Source organism: Paenibacillus piscarius (assembly GCF_022234545.1).
Taxonomy (GTDB): domain Bacteria; phylum Bacillota; class Bacilli; order Paenibacillales; family Paenibacillaceae; genus Paenibacillus_AQ; species Paenibacillus_AQ piscarius.
Window position 1 is genome coordinate 136,657 of record NZ_JAIEUI010000011.1, and the last position, 25,520, is coordinate 162,176.

Annotated in this window: 23 protein-coding genes; 8 read left to right on the forward strand and 15 right to left on the reverse strand. The window is 56.6% G+C overall.

Annotated elements, in window-relative coordinates:
* Positions 1 to 16: 16 nt before the first annotated feature.
* The 10 genes from K1558_RS18380 to K1558_RS18425 form a co-directional block, all read right to left on the reverse strand.
* Positions 17 to 691 (reverse strand): Na-translocating system protein MpsC family protein, encoded by a 675-nt coding sequence (locus tag K1558_RS18380; RefSeq protein ID WP_238653104.1) that lies wholly within the window; start codon positions 689 to 691, stop codon positions 17 to 19.
* Positions 692 to 991: 300 nt separating this feature from the next.
* Positions 992 to 1,336 carry a 4Fe-4S dicluster domain-containing protein gene (locus K1558_RS18385; RefSeq protein WP_238653105.1) on the reverse strand — a complete coding sequence of 115 codons (345 nt, stop codon included), beginning with the start codon at positions 1,334 to 1,336 and terminating at the stop codon, positions 992 to 994.
* Complete coding sequence (locus K1558_RS18390; protein WP_238653106.1) at positions 1,333 to 2,940, reverse strand: FAD-binding protein; 1,608 nt, start codon at positions 2,938 to 2,940, stop codon at positions 1,333 to 1,335. Before K1558_RS18390 ends, K1558_RS18385 begins: the two co-directional genes overlap by 4 nt.
* 47 nt (positions 2,941 to 2,987) lie before the next feature.
* Positions 2,988 to 3,788, reverse strand: coding sequence for an alpha/beta hydrolase family protein (locus K1558_RS18395; RefSeq protein WP_238653107.1), 801 nt, complete (start codon positions 3,786 to 3,788; stop codon positions 2,988 to 2,990).
* 29 nt (positions 3,789 to 3,817) lie between these two features.
* The gene (locus K1558_RS18400) at positions 3,818 to 4,885 is read right to left on the reverse strand and encodes an ABC transporter substrate-binding protein (protein WP_238653108.1); all 1,068 of its coding nucleotides are present in this window, start codon (positions 4,883 to 4,885) and stop codon (positions 3,818 to 3,820) included.
* Positions 4,886 to 4,938: 53 nt separating this feature from the next.
* Entirely contained in the window at positions 4,939 to 5,271 is a 333-nt protein-coding gene (locus K1558_RS18405; protein WP_238653109.1) for a 4Fe-4S binding protein, read from the reverse strand.
* Complete coding sequence (locus tag K1558_RS18410; RefSeq protein WP_238653110.1) at positions 5,268 to 6,875, reverse strand: FAD-dependent oxidoreductase; 1,608 nt, start codon at positions 6,873 to 6,875, stop codon at positions 5,268 to 5,270. The genes K1558_RS18405 and K1558_RS18410 overlap by 4 nt, the downstream gene beginning before the upstream one ends.
* A 49-nt stretch (positions 6,876 to 6,924) precedes the next feature.
* Positions 6,925 to 7,812 carry an ABC transporter permease gene (locus K1558_RS18415; protein WP_238653111.1) on the reverse strand — a complete coding sequence of 296 codons (888 nt, stop codon included), beginning with the start codon at positions 7,810 to 7,812 and terminating at the stop codon, positions 6,925 to 6,927.
* A 15-nt stretch (positions 7,813 to 7,827) separates the two neighbouring features.
* A complete protein-coding gene (locus K1558_RS18420; RefSeq protein ID WP_238653112.1) occupies positions 7,828 to 8,649 on the reverse strand; it encodes an ABC transporter permease in 822 nt (273 codons plus the stop codon).
* A 69-nt stretch (positions 8,650 to 8,718) separates the two neighbouring features.
* Positions 8,719 to 9,495: an ABC transporter ATP-binding protein gene (locus K1558_RS18425; RefSeq protein ID WP_238653113.1), complete on the reverse strand. Its 777-nt coding sequence runs from the start codon at positions 9,493 to 9,495 to the stop codon at positions 8,719 to 8,721.
* Between the two features lie 391 nt (positions 9,496 to 9,886).
* Between K1558_RS18425 and K1558_RS18430 the strand changes: the two genes are divergently transcribed.
* Entirely contained in the window at positions 9,887 to 11,011 is a 1,125-nt protein-coding gene (locus K1558_RS18430; protein WP_238653114.1) for an LLM class flavin-dependent oxidoreductase, read from the forward strand.
* Positions 11,012 to 11,535: 524 nt separating this feature from the next.
* On the opposite strand, the gene K1558_RS18435 is transcribed toward K1558_RS18430, so the two are convergent.
* Positions 11,536 to 11,769 (reverse strand): hypothetical protein, encoded by a 234-nt coding sequence (locus K1558_RS18435; RefSeq protein WP_238653115.1) that lies wholly within the window; start codon positions 11,767 to 11,769, stop codon positions 11,536 to 11,538.
* Between the two features lie 4 nt (positions 11,770 to 11,773).
* The gene (locus K1558_RS18440; RefSeq protein ID WP_238653116.1) at positions 11,774 to 12,775 is read right to left on the reverse strand and encodes a TIR domain-containing protein; all 1,002 of its coding nucleotides are present in this window, start codon (positions 12,773 to 12,775) and stop codon (positions 11,774 to 11,776) included.
* 225 nt (positions 12,776 to 13,000) lie between these two features.
* On the opposite strand from K1558_RS18440, the gene K1558_RS18445 reads away from it, so the two are divergent.
* Entirely contained in the window at positions 13,001 to 14,170 is a 1,170-nt protein-coding gene (locus K1558_RS18445) for an N-acetylmuramoyl-L-alanine amidase family protein (protein ID WP_238653117.1), read from the forward strand.
* A 67-nt stretch (positions 14,171 to 14,237) separates the two neighbouring features.
* Here K1558_RS18445 and K1558_RS18450 read toward each other — a convergent pair whose 3' ends face one another.
* Positions 14,238 to 15,821, reverse strand: a complete 1,584-nt coding sequence (locus K1558_RS18450) for a response regulator (RefSeq protein ID WP_238653118.1) — start codon at positions 15,819 to 15,821, stop codon at positions 14,238 to 14,240.
* 29 nt (positions 15,822 to 15,850) lie between these two features.
* Positions 15,851 to 17,683, reverse strand: a complete 1,833-nt coding sequence (locus K1558_RS18455) for a sensor histidine kinase (protein WP_238653119.1) — start codon at positions 17,681 to 17,683, stop codon at positions 15,851 to 15,853.
* 209 nt (positions 17,684 to 17,892) lie between these two features.
* On the opposite strand from K1558_RS18455, the gene K1558_RS18460 reads away from it, so the two are divergent.
* The 6 genes from K1558_RS18460 to K1558_RS18485 all read left to right on the forward strand — a co-directional run bounded on the left by K1558_RS18460 (position 17,893) and on the right by K1558_RS18485 (position 23,985).
* Entirely contained in the window at positions 17,893 to 18,783 is an 891-nt protein-coding gene (locus tag K1558_RS18460) for a carbohydrate ABC transporter permease (protein WP_238653120.1), read from the forward strand.
* On the forward strand, positions 18,783 to 19,619 hold the full coding sequence (locus K1558_RS18465) for a carbohydrate ABC transporter permease (protein WP_238653121.1): 837 nt from the start codon (positions 18,783 to 18,785) through the stop codon (positions 19,617 to 19,619). Before K1558_RS18460 ends, K1558_RS18465 begins: the two co-directional genes overlap by 1 nt.
* A gap of 107 nt (positions 19,620 to 19,726) precedes the next feature.
* The gene (locus tag K1558_RS18470) at positions 19,727 to 21,043 is read left to right on the forward strand and encodes an ABC transporter substrate-binding protein (protein ID WP_238653122.1); all 1,317 of its coding nucleotides are present in this window, start codon (positions 19,727 to 19,729) and stop codon (positions 21,041 to 21,043) included.
* 224 nt (positions 21,044 to 21,267) lie between these two features.
* Entirely contained in the window at positions 21,268 to 21,804 is a 537-nt protein-coding gene (locus tag K1558_RS18475; protein ID WP_238653181.1) for a sigma-70 family RNA polymerase sigma factor, read from the forward strand.
* The gene (locus K1558_RS18480) at positions 21,791 to 23,002 is read left to right on the forward strand and encodes a DUF4179 domain-containing protein (RefSeq protein ID WP_238653123.1); all 1,212 of its coding nucleotides are present in this window, start codon (positions 21,791 to 21,793) and stop codon (positions 23,000 to 23,002) included. The genes K1558_RS18475 and K1558_RS18480 overlap by 14 nt, the downstream gene beginning before the upstream one ends.
* 26 nt (positions 23,003 to 23,028) lie before the next feature.
* The gene (locus tag K1558_RS18485) at positions 23,029 to 23,985 is read left to right on the forward strand and encodes a DUF5643 domain-containing protein (protein WP_238653124.1); all 957 of its coding nucleotides are present in this window, start codon (positions 23,029 to 23,031) and stop codon (positions 23,983 to 23,985) included.
* Positions 23,986 to 24,080: 95 nt separating this feature from the next.
* Here K1558_RS18485 and K1558_RS18490 read toward each other — a convergent pair whose 3' ends face one another.
* On the reverse strand, positions 24,081 to 25,376 hold the full coding sequence (locus tag K1558_RS18490; protein ID WP_238653182.1) for an Nramp family divalent metal transporter: 1,296 nt from the start codon (positions 25,374 to 25,376) through the stop codon (positions 24,081 to 24,083).
* Positions 25,377 to 25,520: the final 144 nt, after the last annotated feature.

A 25,520-nucleotide genomic window follows, 5' to 3' on the forward strand; every position in this document is an offset into this window, starting at 1 on the left:
CATATATGGTTAGACTTTATTGAAAAGTATAGGCTATCACACTGGTGTCCTTGTCGAAGTCCCAGTCCACATAGATGTCCGACAGCTCTTTGCCGAGCATCGGGGCGATGGTAGTAGTGTCCTCCAGGTACCGCTTCTCCATCTTGCGTTTGGTCGTCTTAAGTGTATTCTCATAGCCAAGGCTGATCAGTTCCTTCTCCAGCGGGATCAGGATGCCCTCGCGCTTGATGATCAGTATGCGGGAGCCCAGCCACCAGGAGTCGATAAAGACCGGTTCCTTCTGCACTTTCCTGCTTACTTCGCTAATCTGGGCATGGACCTCTTCACGCCCGGCATAATTGTCGATGAGCGTACCGTCATTCTTGATCAGTGCAACGATCATACCCGATGCGTTATGTATGCCCCAATCATAGAACAGCTCTCCGACCTCAATAGCCATATTCTCCTTCAGGTAAGCCGCAAGCTCGGGAAGCAAGGACTTCATCAGAAGCTCCCTTGTATAACGAAATGCCTGTTCCTCTTCCTTATTTAACAAAAACCTCTCCACAGGCCCGATAAAATTACGGATATGCAGCGCGATACATTGTTCTCCGATCGAAGCATGTATCGACTCTGGTCCCTTCCCGAAGCGTTCCCGCAGCAGCCTTCCTGTATAACTGGAAAGTTGGCTAGTAAGTTCTGTAGTGCTCATTCAAGTTCCTCCAGCATTATATTCTAGTGTCTATGTGTGTAGGTATGGGGAGAAGCTCATGTCTGCTGAAGAAATGGTCGTTCACTTTAGTATAATCTCAACCGGGGGATTCGTATATATTTAAAATAATTTATATTTTTCTGCAGCAGCTTAACCTTCTTCTATATGTATCGGTACGATCCTAGTATTGCCCTGATTATTTCATATTACTTAGACACAAATGAAGCGATTCTATACAAAAAGATGTTCCGCTGCCTGGAAAGGCTGCAGAACACCTGTGGCTTGCTTGCATCTCTCTTGCTACTTGCCGCGGTAAGCTTCGGTGAAGACCTCAAAGAACGGTGTCGTGTCCCGCTCTGCCATCGTGTCCTCCGCGCCCGGATTCCAGCCGATCTCCTTCCGCCAGCTGCCAAGCAGGCCAGCCTCAATCAGCTCCTGCTCATCCGGATTCGCTTCCTTATCAGCATGCGGCGCCACATACAATGCATCCGCCGGACAATAGGCTTCGCACATGAAGCAGGTCTGGCAATCCTCCTGGCGGGCAATGACGGCAAGCTTGCCCTCCATCGCGAAGACATTCGTCGGGCAGACCTTCACGCACAGCCTGCAGCCGATGCAGCGGTCCTGGCTGACCAGCTCAATCATATGGCCCGCTCCTTTCCCGGAATCCGCAGCTCATGGGCATGAGGCACACGTTCCGTGCGGATGCCGATCGTATCAATGCCGGAGAGGATCAGGCGGTGGGTCTGGCGCGGGTCCAGCGCCGGATACTCGGCCAGGCGCTGCAGCCCGCGGCTCTCCTTGCGAGCCAGCGCGGCCGTGTAGATCCAGCGGCCGACATTCAGCATGGCGGCCGCTTCACGCGACTGCACGATGCCCTGAACCGTGGCAGGCACCTGCCCGCCCAGCTCGGGCATCAGGCAGTTCAGGCGCTGCAGGGCAGCAGCGACCACGGGCTCGCTGCGGAAGTAATTGATCCGCAGCGGCAGGATCTCCTGCTGGACCGCCCCGATCAGCGGCTTCGCGTCCAGCGCCCTTGCGGTGCCGGCGCCAGCCGACATCCCGTAGCGGCCCGCTGCGCGGAGCAGCCGGCTGCCCGCCGGATGCCGTTCCTGCAGAGCGTGCCGCGCCGCGCTCCGGCCTGCCCAGCTGCCGCTGCAGATGGCCCAGGATGCATTATAGGCGCCGCCGCCGGAGATGGCGCCGGTCACTTTCTCGCGGGAGGCGGCGTCGCCTGCCGCATACAGCCCCGGCACCGAGGTTTCACACCCGGGGCCGGTCAGGCGCAGGCCGCCCGTGCCGCGCATCGTGCCTTCATAGCGGAGCGTCAGCGGAAATTTATCCTTGAACGGATCAAGCCCCGCCCGCTCCAGCGGCATGAAGAAGATCGGATGGGCATTGCGGAGGAAGTCCTGCTTCTCCTTCGTATCTGCCAAATCCAGAGAAGCATAGACCGGGCCCTTCAGCATCAGCTCGGGAATGCTGCCGAAGGTGCGGTCGCCCCGGTGCAGCGGCCTGCCCGCAGCATCATACAGCGTGGCCCAGGCCAGCATCCGCCCGCGGGTGACCGTTCCATCTGCGAAGCTCGGAGCATATTGCCGGGTGAATTCCATGCCCGACAGCTCGGCACCAGCTTCGGCTGACATCAGCAGCCCTTCACCGGTAAGCACATTACAGCCCAGCCCCTTGCTGAGGAAGGCGCAGCCGCCCGTAGCCATAATCACCGCATTCGCCTTCACTTCCCATCTCTCTCCGGTCAGGCGGTTGATTCCCCGGGCACCGCCCACGCCGTGCTGATCATGGAGAAGCTCCAGCGCCGGCGATTGATCCCAGATGCGCACTCCGGCCTTGCGCACCACTCTGCGCATAATCTTCATGTATTCCGGGCCATGCAGATGCGTCCGCAGCGGCCTGCCATCCTCATCCTTTGGGAAGGGATATCCCCATTCCTCTACCAGCTGCAGATTCTGTTCAACCTGATCCAGCACACGGTGTATCCAGGCATTCTCCGAGAGATAGCCGCCGGCCTTAAGTCTGTCCTGCACGGCCTGCTCCCGCAGCTCGGCTACCGGCGGAATGACCAGCAGCGTCGTCCCGCCCGGAGCGGTAGCCCCGCTTGTTCCGAGATATCCTTTATCGGCCAGAATCACCTTCGCTCCCTGAGAAGCTGCACTCCATGCCGCCCATGCTCCGGCCGGGCCTCCGCCCAGCACTAGAACATCTGCTGTTGCCTGCTGTTGCTGCGGCATTCCGCTTCCTCCTCTTCATGGTTCTTCTGAAATGTATAGAACTAAGTTCAGACCAGCTTCTCCTGCAAAAATGCTATCGTCGAGGCGACAGCCTCATTCAGCACAGAGGTGGAGCCTTCGTACGGATCTACCGTGCCGAAGGTGTGATCTGCACCCCGGATGCCCAGGTACCGGTGCTGCGGCGCCTGTTCCCTGAAGCCGGCATGCTGCTGCAGCAGGGCTTCACGGTCCTGATCGCCCTGAATCAGCATCGCAGCAGCTGATACTCTGCTGAGCGCGTCCTCCAGATTGAAGCGCTCCTTATTCCGCTGCTGATCCTCCCGGATCGCCAGCTCCTGCGGTGTAAGCGCCGCAGTACCTTCGCCCTGCTGAGGCTGCTGTGCAGCACCGCCGTTCCAGACCACCAGCGCCTTCACCTCAGGGTGCTCTGCCGCAAACAGAATGTTGCTCCCGCCTGCACGGCTATGCCCCAGCACCGCTATCCGCTCCGTGTCGGCCAGTCCGGCAAGCGGCAGCCTGCCTTCAAGCAGGCTCTTGAGCAGCTGCTCCAGATCCAGCAGCTCTCTGCTCAGCGTAGCCGCTTCGGCTGCTTGCTCCGGGCTAATCCCGTCAGCACCACGGGCAGCGATACGCGAGAAATTGAAGCTTACGGTGTAGAACCCGCTGCCGGCAATTCTGGCGGAGACCTCCGGCCAGAACGCCCAATCCTTATGTCCTCTGAAGCCATGGCTGAGCAGGAGTACGGGCTTCAGTGCAGTCCCCGCAGGAACCCGCACCTCGCCCTCCAGATAGAGCCCATTCTCCAGCGGCAGCTTGAAATGTTCAATGGTTAAGGTTTCTTGAGACATCGGCATTTCCTCCGTTTCCCTATCAGGAATCACTTGATCTGCCAATCGCTGATATTGAAATCCTTCTTGGCCAGCTTCTCTTCGACGAGGAAATTCTTGGTCCCCTCCAGCAGCTTAAGGCCGTCATCCGTAAAGGCTGTATCCTTGATATCACTGATCGGAGTGACCTGCTTCGCGATTTCCGGGGTGGTATCTCCGATCTCCGCCAGGAACTTGTAGTATTCCTCTTCATGCTGCTTCAGGTCGGCCAGTGCCTTCTCCCGTGCCGCATTCCAGACCTTGGGGAAATCCGGGAATTTCGCAAGATACTCCTCCGACACTACGGTAGCGCTGCTTCCGAGCAGATCCGGATGGGACGAAGCATCATCCAGATGGGTGTACCCCTGCTCTATCTGCTTAAGCGCCGCCACACCGTTATTGGTGGTCGCATCTACATCGCCGCGGGCCAGTGCTGCGCTTGCATCGGGAATCAGCATGTGCACCAGCTTATAATCAGTTACGCCCTCCTGCTTCAGCAGGCCGACTACGTAACGGTGCATAAACGAGCCTTTTTGGATCGCAATCGTCTTGCCCTTCAAGTCCTGCACCGTCTTCGGCCCGTCCTTCTTGCCGATCAGATAACCGACCGTATGCGCTGAGGTCTGGGCGATCAGCCGGGTCTTGGCTCCTGAGGCGTAGGCGATAATCGCCGGGGTATCCCCGAGGCTGCCGAAATCAAGTCTTCCGCTGATTAAGGATTCCGTCTGATCCGGTCCGTTCGGGAAGCCGGTCAGCTTTATTTCGGTAATTCCGTACTGCTTCAGCTCCTCCTGAATAATACCTTTGTAGAGGCCCCAGCCCTCCGCGCCTCCCGGCAGATTCAGCTTATTGGAGCCGATATAGCCGAAATTCAGCACGGCCGGAACATTGCTTGCAGCCTTGCCGCCAGCCGCTTCAGCGGTATTGGTACCTCCACTGCCTGCTGCCGTGTTGCTCCCCGAGCCTGTATTATTGCCGCAAGCCTGCATTACCAGCATGATCATCACCACAGCTGTAACCAGCGTGAGGCGTCCCCCTTTGCTCCATACACCTTTAATCTCTCTGTACAATCTGCTCATTGCTGTATTCTCCCCTCAGTCGTCTACTGGATGTTGTTCACGCCTATCTGAAATCAGAATCCTGCCCGGGCCGCCAGCTTCACCATGAAGTCATGACTAGCCACCGGCTGTCTGCCCTTGCCCCAGCCTACCTTCTCGCGGTATCCGCCAAGCAGGCCCTGCTGCTCCAGCTCCGCCTCTGTAATGCCGGTAATCCCCTCGGAATCCGGAGCGACATACAGCGCGTCCACCGGGCAATACAGCTCACACATGAAGCAGGTCTGGCAGTCGCTCTGCCGGGCGATCACGGGAATTCCGTTCTCTACCCGGTCGAATACATTGGTCGGACAGACGGATACGCATTGGTTGCATTCTACGCACCGCTCAGCGCTGATGACTTCAATCACAACAATACACTCTCCTTCGCTACCTCTTCTGTCTTCACCCATACCTGATCCAGTCCGCCGCTGATTAAGCGGTGATGCTGGCTGTCATCACTTCCCTTGAAGTCCTCCCGTTTGTGCATTCCCCGGGTTTCGGTGCGGGCCAGTGCGGAGCTGTACATCCAGCGTGCCGTTGCCGTCATCGCCTCAGCTTCACGCGCCTTCACACCTTCCGGCGTGCGCTGGATTTCCCGGCTGCGCTGCTCTTTCCATAGTCCGTCCAGACGTTCCAGTGAAGAGGTCAACCCCTGCTCTGTACGGAAAAGATTAATATCGTACGGTTTGACTTCTGCCTGCACAGCCTCCACATATTCTGCGGTTCTGGCCGCCGCTCCCGCCTTCACTTCCTGGTGAACCAGCGGTGAAGAGGATAGCCCGACGGGTGTGCGGTGATCCGCATGCCGGCCGAGTGCGGCTGCATAGGCGGCTGCCCCTTCTCCGGCGAACGAGCCGGAGGACATCGCCCAGGCGGCATTATGGCTGCCGCCTCCGGTGAATCCGCCGCAGATCAGCTCGCGGGTGGCGGCATCTCCCGCCGCGTACAAGCCGGGGACGCCTGTACCGCACTGCTCATCCGTAATCCGGATGCCGCCGGTCCCCCGGACGGTCCCCTCCAGCCGCAAGGTGACCGGGAAAAGATCCTTAAAGGGATTAATGCCCCGCCGGTCGAACGGCAGGAAGAAATTCGTCTGCGCTACCCGCAGCAGCGGCTGCAAGGTCTCATCGGCTCCGTCCAGCTTCGCGAACACCTGGCGGCCCGCCAGCAGATTCCTGGCAATGACCGAGCGGCCCTTCTTGGAGCCTGCTCCTTCCACCACGCTGCCGTCCTCATAATAGAAGCTGGCATAGCTGTAATACGCGGTCTTCGTTACAGAGGAGAAGGTCGGGCAGATCGCATAGGCATTGGAGAACTCCATGCCGGACAGGCTCGCCCCGGCTTCCGCAGCGAATAAGTAACCATCACCCGTCAGGACGTTGCAGCCCAGCGCCTTACTGAGGAAAGCGCAGCCCCCGGTAGCGATAACCACCGCCCCGGCATGCACACTCCAGGCTGCTCCGCTCTGGGTCTGCACACCGGCCGCTCCGGCTACCCCATGCTCATCGGCTAGCAGCTCCAGCGCGGGACTGTGGTCCAGAATCTTCACTCCCGCCTTCTTCACCAGCTTGCGCATCAGCCGCATATATTCAGGTCCCTGCAGACCCCGGCGGTATGGATTGCCCTCCTCATCGACCGGGAACGGATAGCCGCTGACGCCCAATCTGTTCATATTCTCATAAGTGCGGTCCAGCACCCGGTCCATCCACCGCTGCTCCGCCAGCTTGCCGCCCATCGCATAGCGGCTGGCCTTCGCTGCCTCGCGCAGCTCCGCCTCCGGCTTCACATACCACACGCCTGTGCCCGACGGGGCAGTCGCACCGCTGGAGCCGCAGTAGCCCTTATCGGCCAGGATCACCTTCACTCCCTTGGCTGCGGCTGTAAGTGCCGCCCACGTTCCTGCCGGACCTCCGCCGATTACCAGTACATCTGCCGTCAGTTTCAATGCTTCCTTCAGTGCCGGTTGGCTCATGTTGTTGCCCCCTTGGTTTCATTAGCGTTAGCGTTGCATTAGCCCGTCTTTACCCTTGATAGCTGTCACGCCAGTACAGGAATTTGCGTTCGATGACACGGAATAGAGAATCGATTAGCTTGCCGACCACGGCGAAAATAAGGACTCCGACAAATATAACTGCGGTATTGGAATTCTGCTTCGCTTCATTAATGAGAAAGCCAACCCCGGACTGTGATCCGATCAGCTCAGCAACCACCAGGCCGATCCAGGCCACCGCCATCGACAAGCGCAGTCCCAGGAGAATGCCGGGCAGCGCAGCCGGCAGAATCAGCCGCCGCAGCTTCTGCAGCGGACTGAAGCCAAGCACCCGGGCCACTTCGAACAGCTTATTGTCCACGCCCCGGATGCCCATGAAGGTATTAATATAGAGCGGGAAGAAGGAGCCGCTCATGATAATCACCACCTTCGAAACCTCCCCGAAGCCAAACCACAGAATAATTAACGGGGCAATCGCCAGATGCGGAACCAGCCGCAGAATCTGCACACTCGGGTCCAGCAGATAGGCTGCGCTGCGGAACAGGCCGGTCAATGTCCCCAGCAGCAGGCCGAGAATTCCTCCAATCAGGAACCCGATGCCCGCCCGTCCGATGCTGACGCCCAGATGATGGATAAGCTCCCCCTTAACGGCCAGATCCGCAAATGCGGAGAGGATCGTCAGCGGTGCCGGAAGGAACTCCGGCGAGATCCAGCCTGCACTCCCTCCAAGCTGCCATACGGCCAGTACCGCTACGGGAATGGCTGCTCCGGCCCCCCAGTCATACAGAAGCTTTTTCCAGAATCCAGAATCTGTCACTCTCTTGTTGTTAGCCGTAGTAATTGAGGCAGTTCCGCTATAATCACGGGCTTCCCTTACCCCCTTGGCTGTCTTGATTATGGCTTCTATCCCTTCACTCATGCTGTTCTTCCCCTCCTATCCCTGATAACTGTCCCGCCACCGCAGCAGGCGCTGTTCGATCAGGCGGACAATCGTGTCACTCAGCAGTCCGACAGCGGCAAATACAATAATTCCGACAAATACAACGGGCGTATCAGCAAATTGGCGGGCATCTGACATCATGTAGCCGATCCCCGAGGTAGAAGCAATAAGCTCCGCGACCACCAGTCCCAGCCAGGAGAGTCCCAGCGACAAGCGCACCCCGAGCATAATATTCGGCACCGCCGCAGGAAGCACCAGCCGGACAATCTGCTTCCCTCTGCTGAAGCCGAGCACTCTGGCTACCTCAAACAGCTTGTTATCCGTCCCGCGTATCCCCATAAAGGTATTGATATAGACCGGAAAAAACGCCCCTTTGGCAATCAGCAGCACCTTGGATTCTTCACCGATGCCGAACCAGAGAATGAACAGCGGCACTACGGCAAGGCTCGGAATCATCCGGATCATCTGCAGCGAGGGGTCCAGCAGCTTCTCCGACCGGCGGAATAATCCGACCAGTATGCCAAAAAACAGACCGAGCCCGCCGCCAAGCAGAAAGCCTGACAATGCCCGCACGACACTGATTCTCAGGTTGCTCCATAAATCCCCGGTAGACGCCAGCGTAATGAACGACTGGACAATCGTATAAGGCGTCGGGAACAGCATCTCGGAGATCACTCCGTAATGGCCCAGAAGCTGCCACAGAATCAGCACCCCTGCCGGAAGCAGCAGCCCCAGACCGGCAATGACCACTTTACCGGGTCCCTCAGACCGGCCGGTTCTTCCGGCATTCCCTGCCGCTACAGTTCTTTGAGCCATGGCTGTCTCTCCTTCTGAATTAATTAATATATTCTCATGGATTAAGTCGGATATAGAATCTGGATTCACTTATATTCCGGCCCCGTCCTTCAGTTCAAGCTCATCCACCTTCTCGAAGTAATTCAATACCTTGAGCCGCAGCTCTTGAAAGGAGGTTGTTGTTTTCTTGCGCGGATAGGGAAGATCAATGGGAACGATTTTGCGGATCCGGCCGGGACGGGGCTCCAGAATGACCACCCGGTTGCCCAGAAACACAGCTTCATCAATATCATGGGTCACAAAGATCATCGTCGTCCGGTTACGCCGCCAAATGTCGAGCAGCACCGTCTGCATATGCGCCCGGGTAAAAGCATCCAGCGCGCCAAAGGGCTCATCCAGCAGCAGCACCTTGGGACTGCGCAGCAGCGCCCGGGCAATCGCTACACGCTGGGCCATCCCTCCCGACAGCTCACGGGGATAGGACTTCTCGAAGCCGCCGAGCTTCACCAGCTCAATCAGCTCATCTACCCGCTGCCGGATATCCGGCCTGCCCAGCGGCAGATCGGAGGCAATATTCTTCTCTACCGTAAGCCAGGGGAACAAGCGGTGCTCCTGAAAAATAAACCCCTTATCGATTCCCGGTCCGCTGATCGCTGCTCCCTCCAGAGTAACACTGCCCGTATAGCCGGTATCCAGACCGGCGATGATGCGCAGCAGGGTGCTTTTGCCGCAGCCGCTGGGTCCAATCACCGTGATGAACTCGCCCTCCTGCACCTCCAGCTCCACATTCTCCAGGGCCTGAACCTGGCCCCCAGCGGTATCAAAGTGCTTATTCAGTTCTGTAATAGACAACAAAGCCTCTCCCATAGCTGCTCCTCCTTCTGGCTGAATTCCCTTAGTAACAAAAAACAGAGGAACCTCGCGCAGCAATCACGCAGGCACCTCTGTATGTACAGTCGGTAATTTATAATCCAAAGTAAATCGATTGGAATTTGTAAACTTAAAATATCATCCCTCAGATGATCTGTCAATAAAAATACACAATATCCGGGCGGATTAATTTGATTTGATGCTGACATTCTTCTGAAACTATGAAACAGTAACGAGGGAGCAGTCCCTGTTAATGGCCAATCGCAAACTTCCGCTCATATACTTACATTTAGTAAGTTATTGTGTTATACTGGGCTATATCCTTGCACTAACGGACAAGCTTAAGCTATGCAGTTATCTAAATTCTGGATTATAAGGAGTCAGTACCATGAATAACCAAGGGAATACGCAAGCGAATACGCCTGCAAAAGAAACCAGCCTGCCGGCGTTCGAGTTCGGCATCTATACACTCGGCGATATCGTCACCGACTGCCATACCGGGCAGCGGATCAGCCCGCGCCAGCGCCTGCATGAAGTGATTGCCGCCGCGAAGCTGGCCGATGAAGCCGGGCTGGATGTATTCGGTGTGGGCGAGCATCACCGGCTGGATTTCGTGATCTCTTCGGTGCCCGTTGTCCTGGCGGCCATTGCCCAGGTTACACAGCGGATCAAGCTCACCAGCGCCACGACCGTGCTAAGCACCATTGATCCCGTGCGGGTCTTCGAGGATTTCGCCACCTTGGACTTGCTGTCAGGCGGCCGGGCTGAGATTATTGCCGGACGCGGCGCTTTCCTGGAATCCTTCCCGCTGTTCGGCTACGAGCTGGAGGATTACAAGCAGCTATTCAGCGAGAATCTCGACCTGCTGCTCACCCTGAACCAGCATGAGGTCATGAACTGGCAGGGCAAATTCCGCTCCCCGCTGCATAACGCCGAGATTGCTCCCCGTCCGTTCCAGCCGAAGCTGCCGCTCTGGGTCGGCATCGGCGGGTCGGCCGAGAGCGCAGCGAAGGCTGGAACGCTCGGAACCGGCATGGCCATTGCGATTCTGAACGGCAGCCCGGAGCCGTTCCGGCATCTGGCCGAGTCGTACCGCAGTGCAGGAGCCGCCGCCGGGCACCAGCCGGAGGACCTGAAGATCGCCATTACCAGCCACGGCTATATCGCCAAGACCGCCGAGCAGGCACTGGATGAGTATTACCCCTATTACTACAGCTACCGCAACGCGATCAGCCCGAGCCCCGGCCAGGAATACCGCGTCCCGCGCAGCGAATTCGGCGGGTTCACCTCGCCGGACAACACGCTGGCCGTGGGCAGCCCGCAGCAGATTATTGAGAAGATCCTCTACCAGCATGAGCTGTTCGGCCACCACCGCTTCATGACCCAGCTCGACATCGGCGGCCTGCCTTACGCCAAGGTAGCCGCAGCCATCGAGCTGCTCGCTACCGAAGTCGCCCCGGTGGTCCGCCGGGAGCTGGCGAAGAAGCGGAGTAACGTCTCCTCCGCGCAATAGTATGTTTGGATACCGAAGCCGCCCATCCTACCGGGCGGCTTCTTTGGGCGGGCCGCCGACTTTCGGCGAATTCTGGTGCATTAGTGCTCCTCATTTGGCCCGTGCACCTTCACGCCAACACATTGTAACTTGCCAACTAGCCCACTTCCCACCGAATCAAAGGGACTTATCCCTCTTATCTCACCAATTAGCTCACTTCCCACGTAACCGAAGGGATTTATCCCTCTCATCCCACCACTCAGCCCGTTTCCCACCAAATCAAAAGGATTTATCCCTCTCATCTCATCAAGTAGCCCACTTCCCACCAAATCAAAGGGACTTTTCCCTCTCCTCGCCCCACCCGGCCCGCTTCCCACCAAACAACCAAAAACAAAATAGCCCCCGGCGTCCACCGGAGAGCTGCGTAAAACATAAAATTGTATTGTACCTGCTGGAGGCATCATGAAGATGTTACTTAGTAACTCTTAAATGTTATCCAGTGACTTGTTATCTAATGATTCCAGTGATTTGCTTCCTACGCTTAACTAAGCAAATGACGGCTTGCTGTTATCCACCTTGCCGCTGACCAGCTTCTTGTACTCGTCGTCTCCGCCTTCCAGGGAAGGTGCGAGATACACGCCTGGTACCGAAGGTGTAAGCTTGGTGCCGGATTTGCGTCTGGGACGGCCCTTGCTGCCCGCGCCTGGGCTGTTGCCGTCACCGCTTGCGGACCGGCGGGCACTACTGGATATACTAACGGCATTCTTCATATTCTTCATCCTGTTAGTCCCCTCCCACTAAATGATTGACGGTACGGAACAAATCCCGGTTATAGGCCACAACTGCGGTGAGATCCTCTGCCGACAATCCCTGGTTGCCAGAGAAATGCACCGACAGAACATGCTTCTCACCTAAAGGATAGCACAGGATATATACCTCCGCAACTTCCGTTCGCTGTAAAAACGTCCATTCTTTCGCCAAAAAAGCATCCAGCACACCCGGCTTACCGCCCGGCTCATCGGAGGCCGAGAACGGATAGACATGCCCTTTTCCCACATTGCCGCCGACCTGCTTCAGCCCTTCGCCCTCCTCGGCCCGCCACATGGCGGCACCGATCACCCGGCAATCCTCCGGGGCCACGAAGGAATTGCGGATGGCCTCACTGAGCGCCTGATACTTCTCCCCCGCCTGGGGGGGCGATACATTATTATTATATTGCCAAAAGAAGTGAAGGATACTTTCTTTTCGCCTAAGCTCTGAACGAAGCTGCTGCAGCTCCACTGCCGGATCATGATATTTGCCCTGCGCCTGAATGATGTCGATAATCTTGCCGCAGCTGACATCCACCGCAGCCGTTACATTCTCATGCTGTGATTCATATTCCAGCGGCGTCAGCCCGGAGAGATCGGACAACAGATGATACGCTTCCACATTCTCGCCCGGGATCAGATCACTGCGGGCGGGCACCTGGTCCGGCAGCAGGCAGAAGACGCGGCCGCGCCGCAGTCTGGACCAGAACAGGCCCATCTCAAACTGCGTGTTATCCCGGGTCACATAATAATATTGTCCCCTGATCCGCGCCACATCATCCGGCGAGAAGACAAATACGGCGAAATCGCTCATATCCAGATTGCGCTCCAGCGACTCCATCGTGTATTCATTCGGCCGGAAGGCTGCGGCATACCAGGGATGAACCTCGGCGCTGCGCTTAAGTTGTTCATGAATAGCCCGGGCATAGCGGATGGATTCTCTCGAAGATCCAATGAATAATCTAGGTCTGATCACGGCGGCACTCCTTTGTGTTTCCCGATATGTAATAATTATACAGAAGTTTCCCGGCGGGGAATAGAGTTTACAATAATAATAAGGAGCATATCAGAAATGCTTCCATTCGCGTTGTTATCCGAATCCAATTCATTTTAGTAGATTCAAATTTAATTATTTAGTGTTCTCCAGCCGATGAAACGGGTAATAGCGGTATATCTATCCGGGAAATGAGGCTTTTTGGTTATGAAAAAAATACATACCGCACTCCTGGCAGCCTGTCTGCTTACTACATCTGTGCTGCCTGTATTACCGTCTTCGCAAGCCTATGCCTTCTCCGCTTACAGCGCCAAAGTATATGCAAGCTCTCTGAATGTCCGCAGCGAGCCTGCAGCAGGCGCCGCCGTCTCAGGCAATCTGGCAGGCGGTGCCATAGTTACCGTAACCGATGAGCAGCACGGCTGGCTCAAGGTCCGGGCCGGGTCCGTCTCCGGCTGGGTGGCCGGATATTACCTGAAGCGCACAAGCGCAGCAGCGCCCGCTTCATCCGCCGGAAGCCCGTCCGGCTCCGGCAGCGCGAAAGCGCCGGTCAAGACCTCGGCAGCTTCCAGCGGCACAGCCACTGTCACCGCCTCCTCGCTGCGCCTGCGGGGCGGGCCGGGAACCGGCCATGAGGTCGTCGGCTCCCTGCAGTCCGGCGACAAGGTAACCATTCTGCTCCGCCAGGGCGAATGGTCACGGGTCCGCACCGCCGGCGGAACGGTCGGCTGGGTAGCCGGCGAATATCTGTCAGGCGGGGGCATCCGCAATGTCAGTACAAGCACGGCAGGCTCCAGTAGTCCAAGCCGGAGTGTTGTACGCAAGGCCGGCAGTATCCGCGGCAAGCTGATTGTAATCGATCCCGGCCATGGCGGCAGTGATCCCGGGATGATGGGCACCACCTATAACACGATGGAGAAGGACTTGACGCTGCAGACCTCACTCTATCTGCGGGATTACCTCACCGCCAAGGGAGCCCGAGTGGAGCTGACCCGCACGCGCGGGGACCAGAAGCCTGCCCTGTCCCAGCGGGTACAGCTCGGGCTGAGGCTCGGTGCGGATGCTTTTGTCAGCATCCATTATAATTCCTCGCCGAAGAATGTCTCCGGCACGCTGACCTTCTTCTACTCGGAGCAGAATGATCTGCGGCTGGCCAGAGCCATTGAGACCCGGCTCGGCCAGGGTATCGGTCTGCGCAGCAACGGCCTGTCCTACGGGAATTATCATATTCTGCGGGAGAACCCGCTGCCGTCCACCCTGGTGGAGCTGGGCTTCCTCAGCAATCCGTATGATGAATCAGTGGTGCGCAAGGCGTCCTACCAGCGGAAGGCGGCCCAGGCTGTAGCCGAAGGGGTCGCAGACTACTTCAGCAATTAGTCCCCCCATAAAGCGGGGCTTTAGCTGCTATGATGACTCAGGTACTTTGCTATTTCGCTAAATGTTTCTATATAGATACCGAATTGCGATACTCTCTCGGTGTAACTCCGGCAGTTTTTTTGAAGACACGGCTGAAATACTTCTCATCCTCATAGCCCACCAGCTCCGCGATCTGCGCCAGCCGCAGATTCGTGTTCTGCAGGAGGGCTTTTGCCTTGTCCACCCGCAGGCCGGTCAGATAGTCGGACAGGTTCTCGCCGGTAATCTGCTTGAATTTGCGCGACACATTCTCCCTGCTGATGAAGAAACGTTCGGCAATATGCTGCAGCGTCATCTCCTGCGCATAGTTCTGGTCCAGATACGCTCTAATCTCGTGGACAAGCCGTTGGTCCGGGGTCTCAGCGTTGCCCTGGAACAGCCGGTGCAGCAGCGCCTGCAGCCGGCTCCGCCACATCTCCACCGAGAACAGCCCTCCGGCGTCATAACACAGCTCCAGGCGGATGTCCTCCTCCGGCCGCCAGCGCTTCAGCACAGCCACAATCTCTGCCTGCTGATGCAGGAGGGCGCTCTCGGTCAGCATCGTCAGCCGGGCCAGATGATCCGCCCATTCCTCCACCACCCGGTCCATCCGCTCCAGATCTCCGGACAAGACGGCCATCCGCAGCTTCTCCAGCTGGTCCTCCAATGCGTAGTCTTCCAGAGGTCCACTCCCGCCGGAATGCTCCCTGAACAGATGGATGTGCCCTTCCCGCTGCAGGAGATTCCGCTCCTCCAGCCCCAGGCGCGCCTGCTCAAAAGCCAGCTCCAGCCCTTCCGGCAGCGGATGCTGCAGACTAAGCCCGATATCCACACTGACACGGAACGCCTGACAGATGGCATCATTCATACGGTTAAGCACCTTCATGGCCTCCGTCTCCGCCGGAGCGTTCCATAGCAGAACAATCAGCTCGCTCCCGCCCTTCCAGCTGCGGAAGGCGTACCCGCTCTGCTCCTCCGCCATGACCTCATTGCAGACATTGGCCAGCACGAAGGCGGTCAACGCCACATCGCCGTGGAACCGCCGCAGCAGGCCGCAGTCTGCGCCTTGCAGCGAGATAACGGCCACCCGGCAGGCTGAGGCGCCGATCGGCATCCCCAGCTCTGCGCAGAGCGCCAGCTTCTGCTCGTGGAAGGAGGCCTCCCCGCTGACCAGATCGGACAGCAGCTTCTCCCAGTAGAGCGGGCGCAGCGCATTGAGCTGCATGACCTGATGCTGCCGCCGCTTCCGCTCGGCCTCCTCCTCCATCCACAGCTTGAAGGCATGTTCTGCTGAGGCGATGAGCTGCTTGCTGTTCAGCGGCTTCAGCAGATAATCCGTCCCCCCGTACACAATTGCCGGCTTCACGTAATGGAAATCCTGGTAGCCGCTGATGACAATCGTCTTCGTATGCGGATAATGGCGGTGCAGCCATTCCAGCAGCTCCGCCCCGTCCATCAGCGGCATCCGCATATCCGTGAACACAATTGCCGGCTGATGCTCCTGCATAATCCGGGTCGCTTCCTGGCCGTTCACGGCCTCATAAATCGCGGTGATGTTATATTTGTCCCACGGCACAAAATACCGGATCGCCTCCCGCACATGCTTCTCATCATCTACAATCAGCACCTTCATATCAGCCGCTCCTTCACCCGCAAATGTTATTATTCCTGACCGGTTCCAAGGGGAATGATCAGGGTTACCGTAAGCCCTGGACCCTCTTCATTATTCCTAAGCGTCATGCCTGCTTCGCTGCCGAATTGCAGCCGCAGACGTGCCAGCACATTGTACAGCCCGATCTGCTCATCCTCTGGCCGGCCGCTGCTGCGGAGTCCGGCGGTAATCTGACTGAGCCGCTCAAGGCTCATGCCCTTGCCGTTATCCTTCACCGCAAGCACCAGCCGCGACTCACCCTCAAGCTTACAGGTGATGCCGATCTCCGCCTGATGAATGCCATCCGCGAAGCCGTGCTTGAAGATGTTCTCCACCAGCGGCTGGAGAATCATTTTGGGCAGGACAGTGTCCAGCGCCTCTTCTGTGGCCTCGATCTCCAGGCGCAGATTCTCTTCCCCGAACCGCTCCTTCATGAGAATCACATAATTCTCGACATGCTGGGTTTCATCCCGCAGCGGCACCTGCGTCCGTTCTGTATTCATCGAGTAGCGCATCATGCTGCCGAGGGAATAGATGAGCTCATACACCTGCGGCGCGTTGTAGCGCAAGGACAGGCTTGCTATGGATTGCAACGCATTATACAGAAAATGCGGATTCACCTGGGCCTGCAGCGCCTTCAGCTGATTGGTGGTATTCGCCAGCTCCAGCCGGTACTCCTTCACGATCAGCTCGTTGATGGTCCTTGTCATCCCGGTGATTTTGCGCGTCAGCAGCCCGAATTCATCCTCCCGCTCCACATCCATCTGTGCATCAAGCTGTCCGGTCTGCACCTTCTGCGTGAACTGGATCAGCTTCTTGATCGGCCGCGTGAAGCCGACCGAGATCAGCACGGCGGTGATTCCGCCAATCAGCAGGAACAAGAGGCCGATGCCCATATTGAACCGGGTGATCACCCTGGCATCGCCATACAGGTCCTCATAAGGCACGAGCTTGATAATACTGCCGCGAAACAGCGGGTCCTTGATGTGCCTGTACATAACAATCCCCTTGAACCCGTCCTTCTTCCACGTAAAATGGCCGCTGTCCCCGCCGTCCGGAAGCTGGCTCCACCCCGTCTCAATCCGCTTGCCGACCCAATCCGGGTCTGAGGCGAACAAGGCTTGTCCCTGCTCACTCAGCACATACAGCCGCTCCGTATCCGAATTGTACATTGACTGGACGACACCCTCCAGCTCATCCAGTCTGTAGTCAATCGACAGATCCGCCAGCACGCTGTCACTGGGTGTCTTGTAGATGGGAAAATGCGCGGTGAACACCGGAACGGTCCCGGGCCTCAGATTGGGATTGGGAGAGCCTGATTTCACCCCGTACTGGTGGTTCATATGGGTGACTTCAATATAAGGGCGGTAAGTGTCGCCAGGATGATCTGTCCCTGCATATTCCGTGTTCTCCTCCCGGCGGAACAGCCCGCCCAGCAGGAGATTGGACTGTCTGGCCGCTCTGACATACAGATGGATCTGGAACGTATTGCGGTCCGAGAGGAACAGATTATAGAGCTGGGTGGAGATGACCGCGCGGTTATCCGGTATAATGGCACCGGGCGGAGCCTGGGCCGGGCTTTTGGCGGTAAGCAGCAGGGTGTAGAACGAGCTGGGCACATTGATCCCGCTGTATAGAGACATCGCCCGCTGGTTCATACCGCTGAAATAATTGCTCAGGTTCGCCTCCCCCAACGTGAGCAGCTTCGTGTTCTGCTTCACCGACTGCTCGGTGACCGACTGCCGGGTGTAGAGATAGGAGAAGGTAATGGAGATGCCGGACGGAATCACGGAGGCCAGCAGCACCAGTGCCATCAGCCGTGTCCGTATGCTGTTTCTGAACATGGGGACCCTCCTGAACATATTGTGGATGCCATATCACCCTGCCTTAAGTCTACGCCTATTCTTGCAGATCAACCGCTCCTTGTGCAACCCCTCCCAGCGCTGCAATATAATCCACCTTTGTCATCATGAAATTGAGTGTCGGGCCTTCTCAAGGCTCCCTATAATGGAGCTGTGAACCAAGCAGAAATATGAATCAAAGGAGATTCCCTATGCGAAAAGCCCATACCCTGCACAAAGGCTGGGGACAGCAAATTGTCTTTCTCGGACCCTGCCTGCTCTTTTTTCTGACCATTGTGGTGACCCCATTCCTGCTCGGCTTCTACTACTCTTCCACCGACTGGAACGGGCTGGATCTGGACAAAGCGGTCTGGACCGGCGCGGCCAACTGGAAACGGATCTTCCTCAATGATGACAAGTTCTGGGAGTCGCTGCTGTTTACGCTCCGCTTCACCGTAGTCTCGGTAGTGGCCGCCAATATTCTGGCGCTGCTGCTCGCCTTCATCCTAATGACCACGCTGAAGACGAAGAAGCTGCTGCGTACGGTCTTTTTCATGCCCAATGTCATCGGCGGTATTCTGCTCGGCTACATCTGGCAGTTCATCTTCACCAAGGGCTTCGCCACGATCGGCGAGCTGACCGGCCTCTCCTTCTTCAAGCTTCCCTGGCTGGGAACGCCCGGCACGGGCTTCTGGGGTCTGGTCATTGTATTCGTCTGGCAGACCGCCGGTTATATGATGGTCATCTATATCGCCGCACTGGCCGGGATTCCGAAGGATCTGACCGAAGCGGCCCGGATTGACGGCGCGCGTGCACCGCAGCTGTTCAAGAGTGTATATGTACCTCTGATTATGCCCGCGATCACGATCTGCCTGTTCCTGACCACCTCGAATGCCTTCAAAATGTTCGATCTTAACCTGTCGCTGACCAAAGGCGGACCGGGCACCTCGACCCAGTCGCTGGCCTATAACATTTACGCCGAAGCGCTGATCAATAACCGGTATGGCCTGGGCACAGCGAAAGCCCTGCTTTTCTTCGCCGCCGTCTCCCTGATCACGGTCACGCAGGTATGGCTTACTAAGAGAAAAGAGGTGTCCGCCTAATGAACAGCAGCAGATACCGTCCGCGAAACTTCATGCTGGAGATTATCGCTATTCTTATGGCGCTTGTGTTCCTCTCCCCCTTCTATCTGGTGCTGAGCAATTCGGTGAAGGGGCTGAAGGACATCCTGATCGACGCGGCCTCGCTGCCGCAGGTGTTCCACTGGGATAATTATACGAAGGTATGGAAGGCGATTGACTTCCCGCAGGCTTTTCTGAACTCCCTGCAAATTACAGTGCTGAGTGTGATCTTCATCGTCCTGTTCAGCTCCATGGCCGCTTATCAGATTGTGCGTAAGCCGACACGCTTCAATTCCTTCGTGTTCCTGCTGCTGGTCTCGGCGATGATCATCCCGTTCCAGTCGCTCATGCTGCAATTGGTCCGGGTAACCAGTATTCTGGAGCTGCGCGGGGAATTGTACGGCATCATTGCCTGTTATCTCGGCTTCGGGATGCCGCTGTCGGTGTTCCTGTTCCACGGGTTCATCAAGACGGTGCCTGTTGAGCTGGAGGAAGCGGCCCGGGTGGACGGCTCCAATCCGTATGGCGTGTTCTTCCGGATCGTCTTCCCGCTCCTGATGCCGATTATTGTGACCGTTATTATCCTGAATACGCTCTGGATCTGGAATGACTATCTGCTGCCGGTGCTCGTCATCGGAGGCAACAAGGATCTGACCACCCTGCCGGTGGCGGTGACCAAGTTCTTCGGGCAATACACCAAGAAGTGGGACCTCGCGCTGGCCGGTCTGGTGATGGCGGTTACGCCGATCCTCTTGTTCTTCCTGTCCTTACAGCGTTATATTGTGGAAGGTGTCACGTCAGGCTCCATTAAGGGCTAAGCCCCTTGCAACAATATCCACCTTTTCGAGCAATATATGAAGTGTAAGCCCGCGCTCTGATCCATTACGATTGAATTGCAGGAACCACAGACCAGGGAGGTTATTCTATGAAAAGAAAGTTCGCGTTCATTATCGCAACCGTGTGCACTCTACTTGTTGCAGGCTGCGGGAACAGCGGCAATGCGGGTTCTGGAAACAACGGCAATGCGGCAGGAACTCCCGGCGCGTCCACCGAGACCGCTGCACCGGAGGCCAGCGCAGCACCGGCCAAGGATGTTACAATCAAGATGTTCCAGTTCAAGGTAGAGATTGCCGAGCAGCTTAATGCGCTCGCTGAGGAATATGAGAAGGAGACCGGGGTGAAGGTCGAGGTCGAGACACATGGCGGCGGCGAGGATTACGGCGCGCTGCTCAAAGCGGAGATCGCCTCCGGCTCGGAGCCCGAGATTTTCAATAACGGCGGTTATACCGCACTTGTCCCTTATATGGACCGCGCCACCGATCTGAGCAATGAGCCTTGGGCCGCTAATCTGATTCCGACCGCCAAGACGCCGGCAACCGTGGACGGCAAGCTCTATGGGATGCCGATGAATGTCGAAGGCTATGGGCTGATCTACAACAAGGATCTGTTCGCCAAGGCCGGGATTACAGAAGAACCCAAGACGCTGCCGCAGCTCAAGGACGCCGCCGCTAAACTGAAGGCCGCCGGAATCACCCCGTTCGAAGCCACCAATGAATGGTGGTCGATGGGGATTCACCTCGTCAACGTAGGCCTGGCCCACCAACCTGATCCGAAGCAATTCATTGAAGATGTTAAGGCCGGAAAGCAGACCATTAAAGGTAATGCCGTGTTCAAGCAATGGCTGGATCTGGTCGATGTAATCTTCGGCAACGCCCAGGATAACAAGATGACTACTGATTATGCTACCCAGGTGGCTGAATTCGCCTCCGGCAAGGCCGCGATGATGCTGCAGGGCAACTGGACCCAGGGCGACATCGACAAAATTGACCCCAACCTGAATCTGGGCATCCTTCCGCTGCCGATCAGCGATCAGGAAGGCACCATTCTGGTAGGTGTGCCTAACAACTACATTGTGAACAGCAAATCCGCTCACCCGGAAGAAGCCAAAGCCTTCCTCAATTGGCTCGTCTCCTCCGAGACCGGCCAGAAGTACCTGACCAAGGAATTCAAGTTTATTCCGGCAGAGACTAACATCACCGCAGATCCGGCGGACATCGGCCAGGTGGCCGTTGCTGTGCAGGAGAAATCCGCCACCGCTCTCGGCTGGAACTGGGATATGTTCCCGGACGGCGTGACCCAGGGCTTCGGGGCAGCGATGCAGGAATACCTCGGCGGCCAGCTGAACCATGATCAGCTGCTGGAGAAGCTGGATAAGGCTGTGCAGGATATTGTGAAGCAATAGCTTAAATCGTATTAAGAAGTGTAATATTGCGTTACAATAATAGCTATCCCCCAATATACAGCTATACAACGTGAACTTGAGAATGAGAACTTCATTTTCAAGTTCATTCTTGTATAGCTGTATTTTCCATTAAATTTTTTGCATGCAGATATAACATTTCGCCGGGGTAGTTCATCTAATCTTACAGAGGGCCCTCAATAAAGGAGATGAAATTCTTGAAGAACATGGAACAGGAAGTCAAGCTGGCGCAGCAGGGAGATCGTGAAGCCTTTATCCGTCTGTTTCGCAAGCTTGAACCTGAACTATACAGCTTAGCCAAAACCATTGTCAGACGGGATGAAGATTGTGCAGACGTCTTTCAGGAGACGACGCTGAAGGTGTATCAATCGCTGCATACCCTTCGCAAGCCGCAATATTTCAAAACCTGGGTGATCCGCATTCTGATTAACGAATGCAATCAGCTGCTGCGCAACCGTTCCCGGACCGTTGCCATGCCGGAGGTGCCGGAGAGAGATTCCGGCGGCCGCTACTACGAGAACAGCAGCAAGCTGGATTTAACCGAGGCGGTGAACCAGCTCGACGAGTCGCTGCGGATTGTGGTTCATTTATTTTATTTTCAGGATCTGTCGGTGAAGCAGATTGCAGATGTGCTGGATATCTCCGGAGGCTCGGTCAGGACACGTCTGCACCGTGCGCGCGGGATACTGGCCGAAACCGTCAAATCGACAAGAGGAGGAAAGCTCGCTTATGACAACATTTAAATGGGAACAAGAGCTTAGACAAGAAGGACAAGCCCGGCTGCAGCCGGTGCCGGAGCTCATCCGGACACGCCAGGATGGCGTTTACGCTTCACTGGCTGATTTGCCTGCACCGGGAACCGGTACAAGACGCAGACAGACCCGCAAGGCTATCGCCCGTACCGCCGGTGCTGCCGCTGCGGCTGCTATTATCGGCCTGATGGGCAGCGCCTATGTATCGCCGGTTATGGCGAAGTCGCTGAAAGCATGGCCGGTGGTCGGAAGCATTTTCGAAATGACCGGTGACCTGGGGCTGCAGACCGCCGATGTGCGGGGCTTAGCTGCCGAGCCGGGGGTTAAGGTTACACATGACGGGATTACGCTGGGTATTCCGCAGGTGATGTATGACGGCATACGGCTGACGCTGGCTGTCCAGCGGGAAGGACGGGAGCTGCCGGGCGGCTTGTCTGAAGTGAGCTGGACAGGAGAAGGCGAAAACGCCGAGCCGGTTCATCCGGTTGGCTCTATTAAAGATTTCGAGATGTTCATCAATGGCACTTCGCTGAAGGCAATGAAAGGCGAGCAAAGACCATCCATGGTTGGAAAGCCCTCCTCCGATCCCCATTCGATGCTGTTTGAGCTGACCAGCTTCTCCCATCAGAACGCCGAGGCCTGGATGCCGGACCGGTTCAGCCTCACGGCCAAGTTTACCATGGAGGGCGTAGCGGAGCCGTTTGTGCTGGAGCTGCCTGTAGAGAAAAATGCAGCCCGGCTGATCCTCCCTGCTACAGAGGAACGGACGGCTGACGGCGTCAAACTTACGCTGGAGCAGCTTAAGTTCACACCGGTTTCCACCGCCGTCATGATGCGGATCGAACAGACAGGCTCCTCAAGTCCGCTGAATCCCGCTAACTTCATCCAGGAGCTGTGGGATGATCAGGGCCGTCCGGTCCAGTTCGTTTCGGGACTGGGACTATACGAGGATGACGGCAGCAATCCGAGCGAGCTGATCTTTGACCGGCTGAAGGATGTGCCCAAGGAGCTCACTCTGAAGACCTTTGTGCCAGAGTTTCAGGATAAGGAGAAAGGGAACGGCTTGTTCGCCTTGGACAGTGAAGGAAATGTAATCAAGCACGAGATTGAGGCGCTTCGGATCACTATTCCGGTTGACTATGACGGACTGCAGAAGCTCTATGAAGGGGACAGCTTAAAGACCCCTTAAATAAATATACATGGGAGGAACACGTCTTGAACCAATGGATCAGAATCACCGGGATTGCCGGACTAGCCTTATCATTACTGGGAGCAGGCTTGGCGGATGATAACCGTGCTGGCGCTGCCCCTGCCATAGGAGCGGCCGCCCAGAAGGCCGCCCCGGCAGGAAGCACTGTTACACAGGACGGTATTTCATTAAGCCTGGGCAAGTCTTTTTACGATGGAAATATGATTGAGATCAACCTCAAGCGCAGCGGCAAAAACCTGTCAGGGGGCATGACAGAGAGCCGGTGGGATGCAGCTTCAGAGAGTCTGGTCATGAACAAGGGTGCGATTCAGAACATTGAGGTGCTGCTGAACGGCAAAACCATCCGTGCAAGCAGTGGGGCCCGGCTGTCCAGTCAGCCTTCAGCGCTCTTAAGCCCCGGGGCAAACGGTGATTCCGCCGTTCTCCGCCTGTCGGATGCATCCTGGCTGGGACCTAAGCTGGCGGCTCTTCCGGATACGGTCCGGGTAACCTTGAAGGTCAGCCTGGAAGGAATTCAGAAGCCTTATACGCTAGAGGCTTCGCTCCAGAAGCAGCAGCCCAAAAACCAAACCGTTCTAAAGCCTAACATCTCCAAACGCGACGGGGCGCTTACGGTCACTGCCGCCAAGGTGAACCGCACGGCCACCTCGGTCCGGCTGCAGCTGATCATGAAGCAGGTCAAGCCGGAGTCCATGCCGATGTTCGAGGTGTATGATGATAAAGAAATGCTAGTAGAAACCCTGATGAGCCGGGGAAGCGATGACAACAGCAAAAATGGTGACTTCTATTACGATATCCACCTTAAACCGCTTGATCCCGGTGTCAAAAGTATAACGCTTAAGCCCTTCTATCCTGAGTATAAGGAGCCTGGTGCAACCTCAGGCCCGTACAAACTGGACGGGAACGGCGAGCTCGTTAAAAAAGCGGTCAAAGCGCTGGAGATGAACATCCCTGTGAAGTAGCCGCACTTTGTAAGGCCCTGCCAGAAGTAAGCAAAAGCGGCCGGTTAAAGGACTTATCCTTTGACCGGCCGCTTTGCGTATTTTGCGATGACTATTTACACGAACATCTCTGCTACCAGGAACAGGTTCAGCGCTACGACCAGCCCGGAGATCATCCAGCCCAGAATTGTGGTCCACCGGCGGTTGACCAGCCCCTTCATGATCTCGCGGTTGCTGGTGAAGATCACCAGCGGAATCAGCGCGAAGGCAATCCCGAAGGACAGCACCACCTGGCTCATCACCAGCGCGCTAGTCGCATTGATGCCGAAGGCGATAATGGCCAGCGGCGGAATAATCGTAATGGCGCGCCGGAGATAGAGATTGATTTTTTTATTAATGAAGCCCTGCATCACGACATCCCCGGCCATCGTGCCGACCGACGAGCTGGACAGTCCGGCAATCAGCAGTCCAAGACCGAAGGAGACCGCAGTGACGGGTCCGGCCAGATTGCGGAACTGGGCGAAGGCGACATCCAGATCCTCGACGACCAGCCCGTTCTTGAAGAACAGCGCTGCCGCGACGATCACCATCGCCATATTCACCGCCCCGGCAATCAGCATGGCAATGAGAATATCGATGAATTCCAGCCGGAAAATCTGCTTCTTCTCCCGCTCATCGGCCCCGACGATCCGGCTCTGGGTCAGCGAGGAGTGCAGATAGATTGCATGGGGCATTACGGTAGCCCCGAGAATCCCCGCTGCCAGCAGAATGCTGTCTACGCCCTCGAACTTGGGAGTGAACATTCCGGTAATGACACTGCCCGCATCCGGCTTCGCTACAATAACCTGGAAGGCAAAAGCCAATACGACAATCATCACCATCCCCGCAATCCCGGCCTCCAGAGTACGGTAGCCGCGCCGCTGCAGCTCCAGAATGGCGAAGGAACCCACTGCTGTAATCAGCGCTGCCGGCAGCATCGGAATGCCGAACAGCAGATAGAGCCCGAGCGCTGCGCCGATGAATTCCGCCAGATCGGTTGCGATAATGACCAGCTCACTCTGAATCCACAGGAAGATTGACACGCCCTTCGGGAACCGCTCGCGGGCCACCTCCGGCAGATTCTTGCCGGTGGCGATGCCAAGCTTGGCAGATAAGGATTGTATCAGTACAGCCATCAGATTCGAGGCAAAAATAACCCATAACAGCAGATACCCGTATTTCGAGCCTGCGGTAATATTGGTAGCGAAATTGCCGGGGTCCAGGTAAGCTACGGAAGCGATGAAGGCCGGGCCCAGAAAAGGCAGAAGCCGCTTCAGCCCCTTCACCTCCCCGTTCAGCACCGATTGTGCCGAGTGGTGATTAGTATGCCCTTTAAATATAGGAGATGATTCTACTGCTGTATTTTGTTCCATCATGTTCTGTCCCTCCTTGCCCGGAAAAAGTTGTCTTCACACACGAAAGTTTCCCAGGTGCAACATTTGATCTGGTTTTATTATATTCCTCTGCATGAGAAATGTAAATGGCTTTTCATTGATTTTTCATTCGCTGCTTCTACC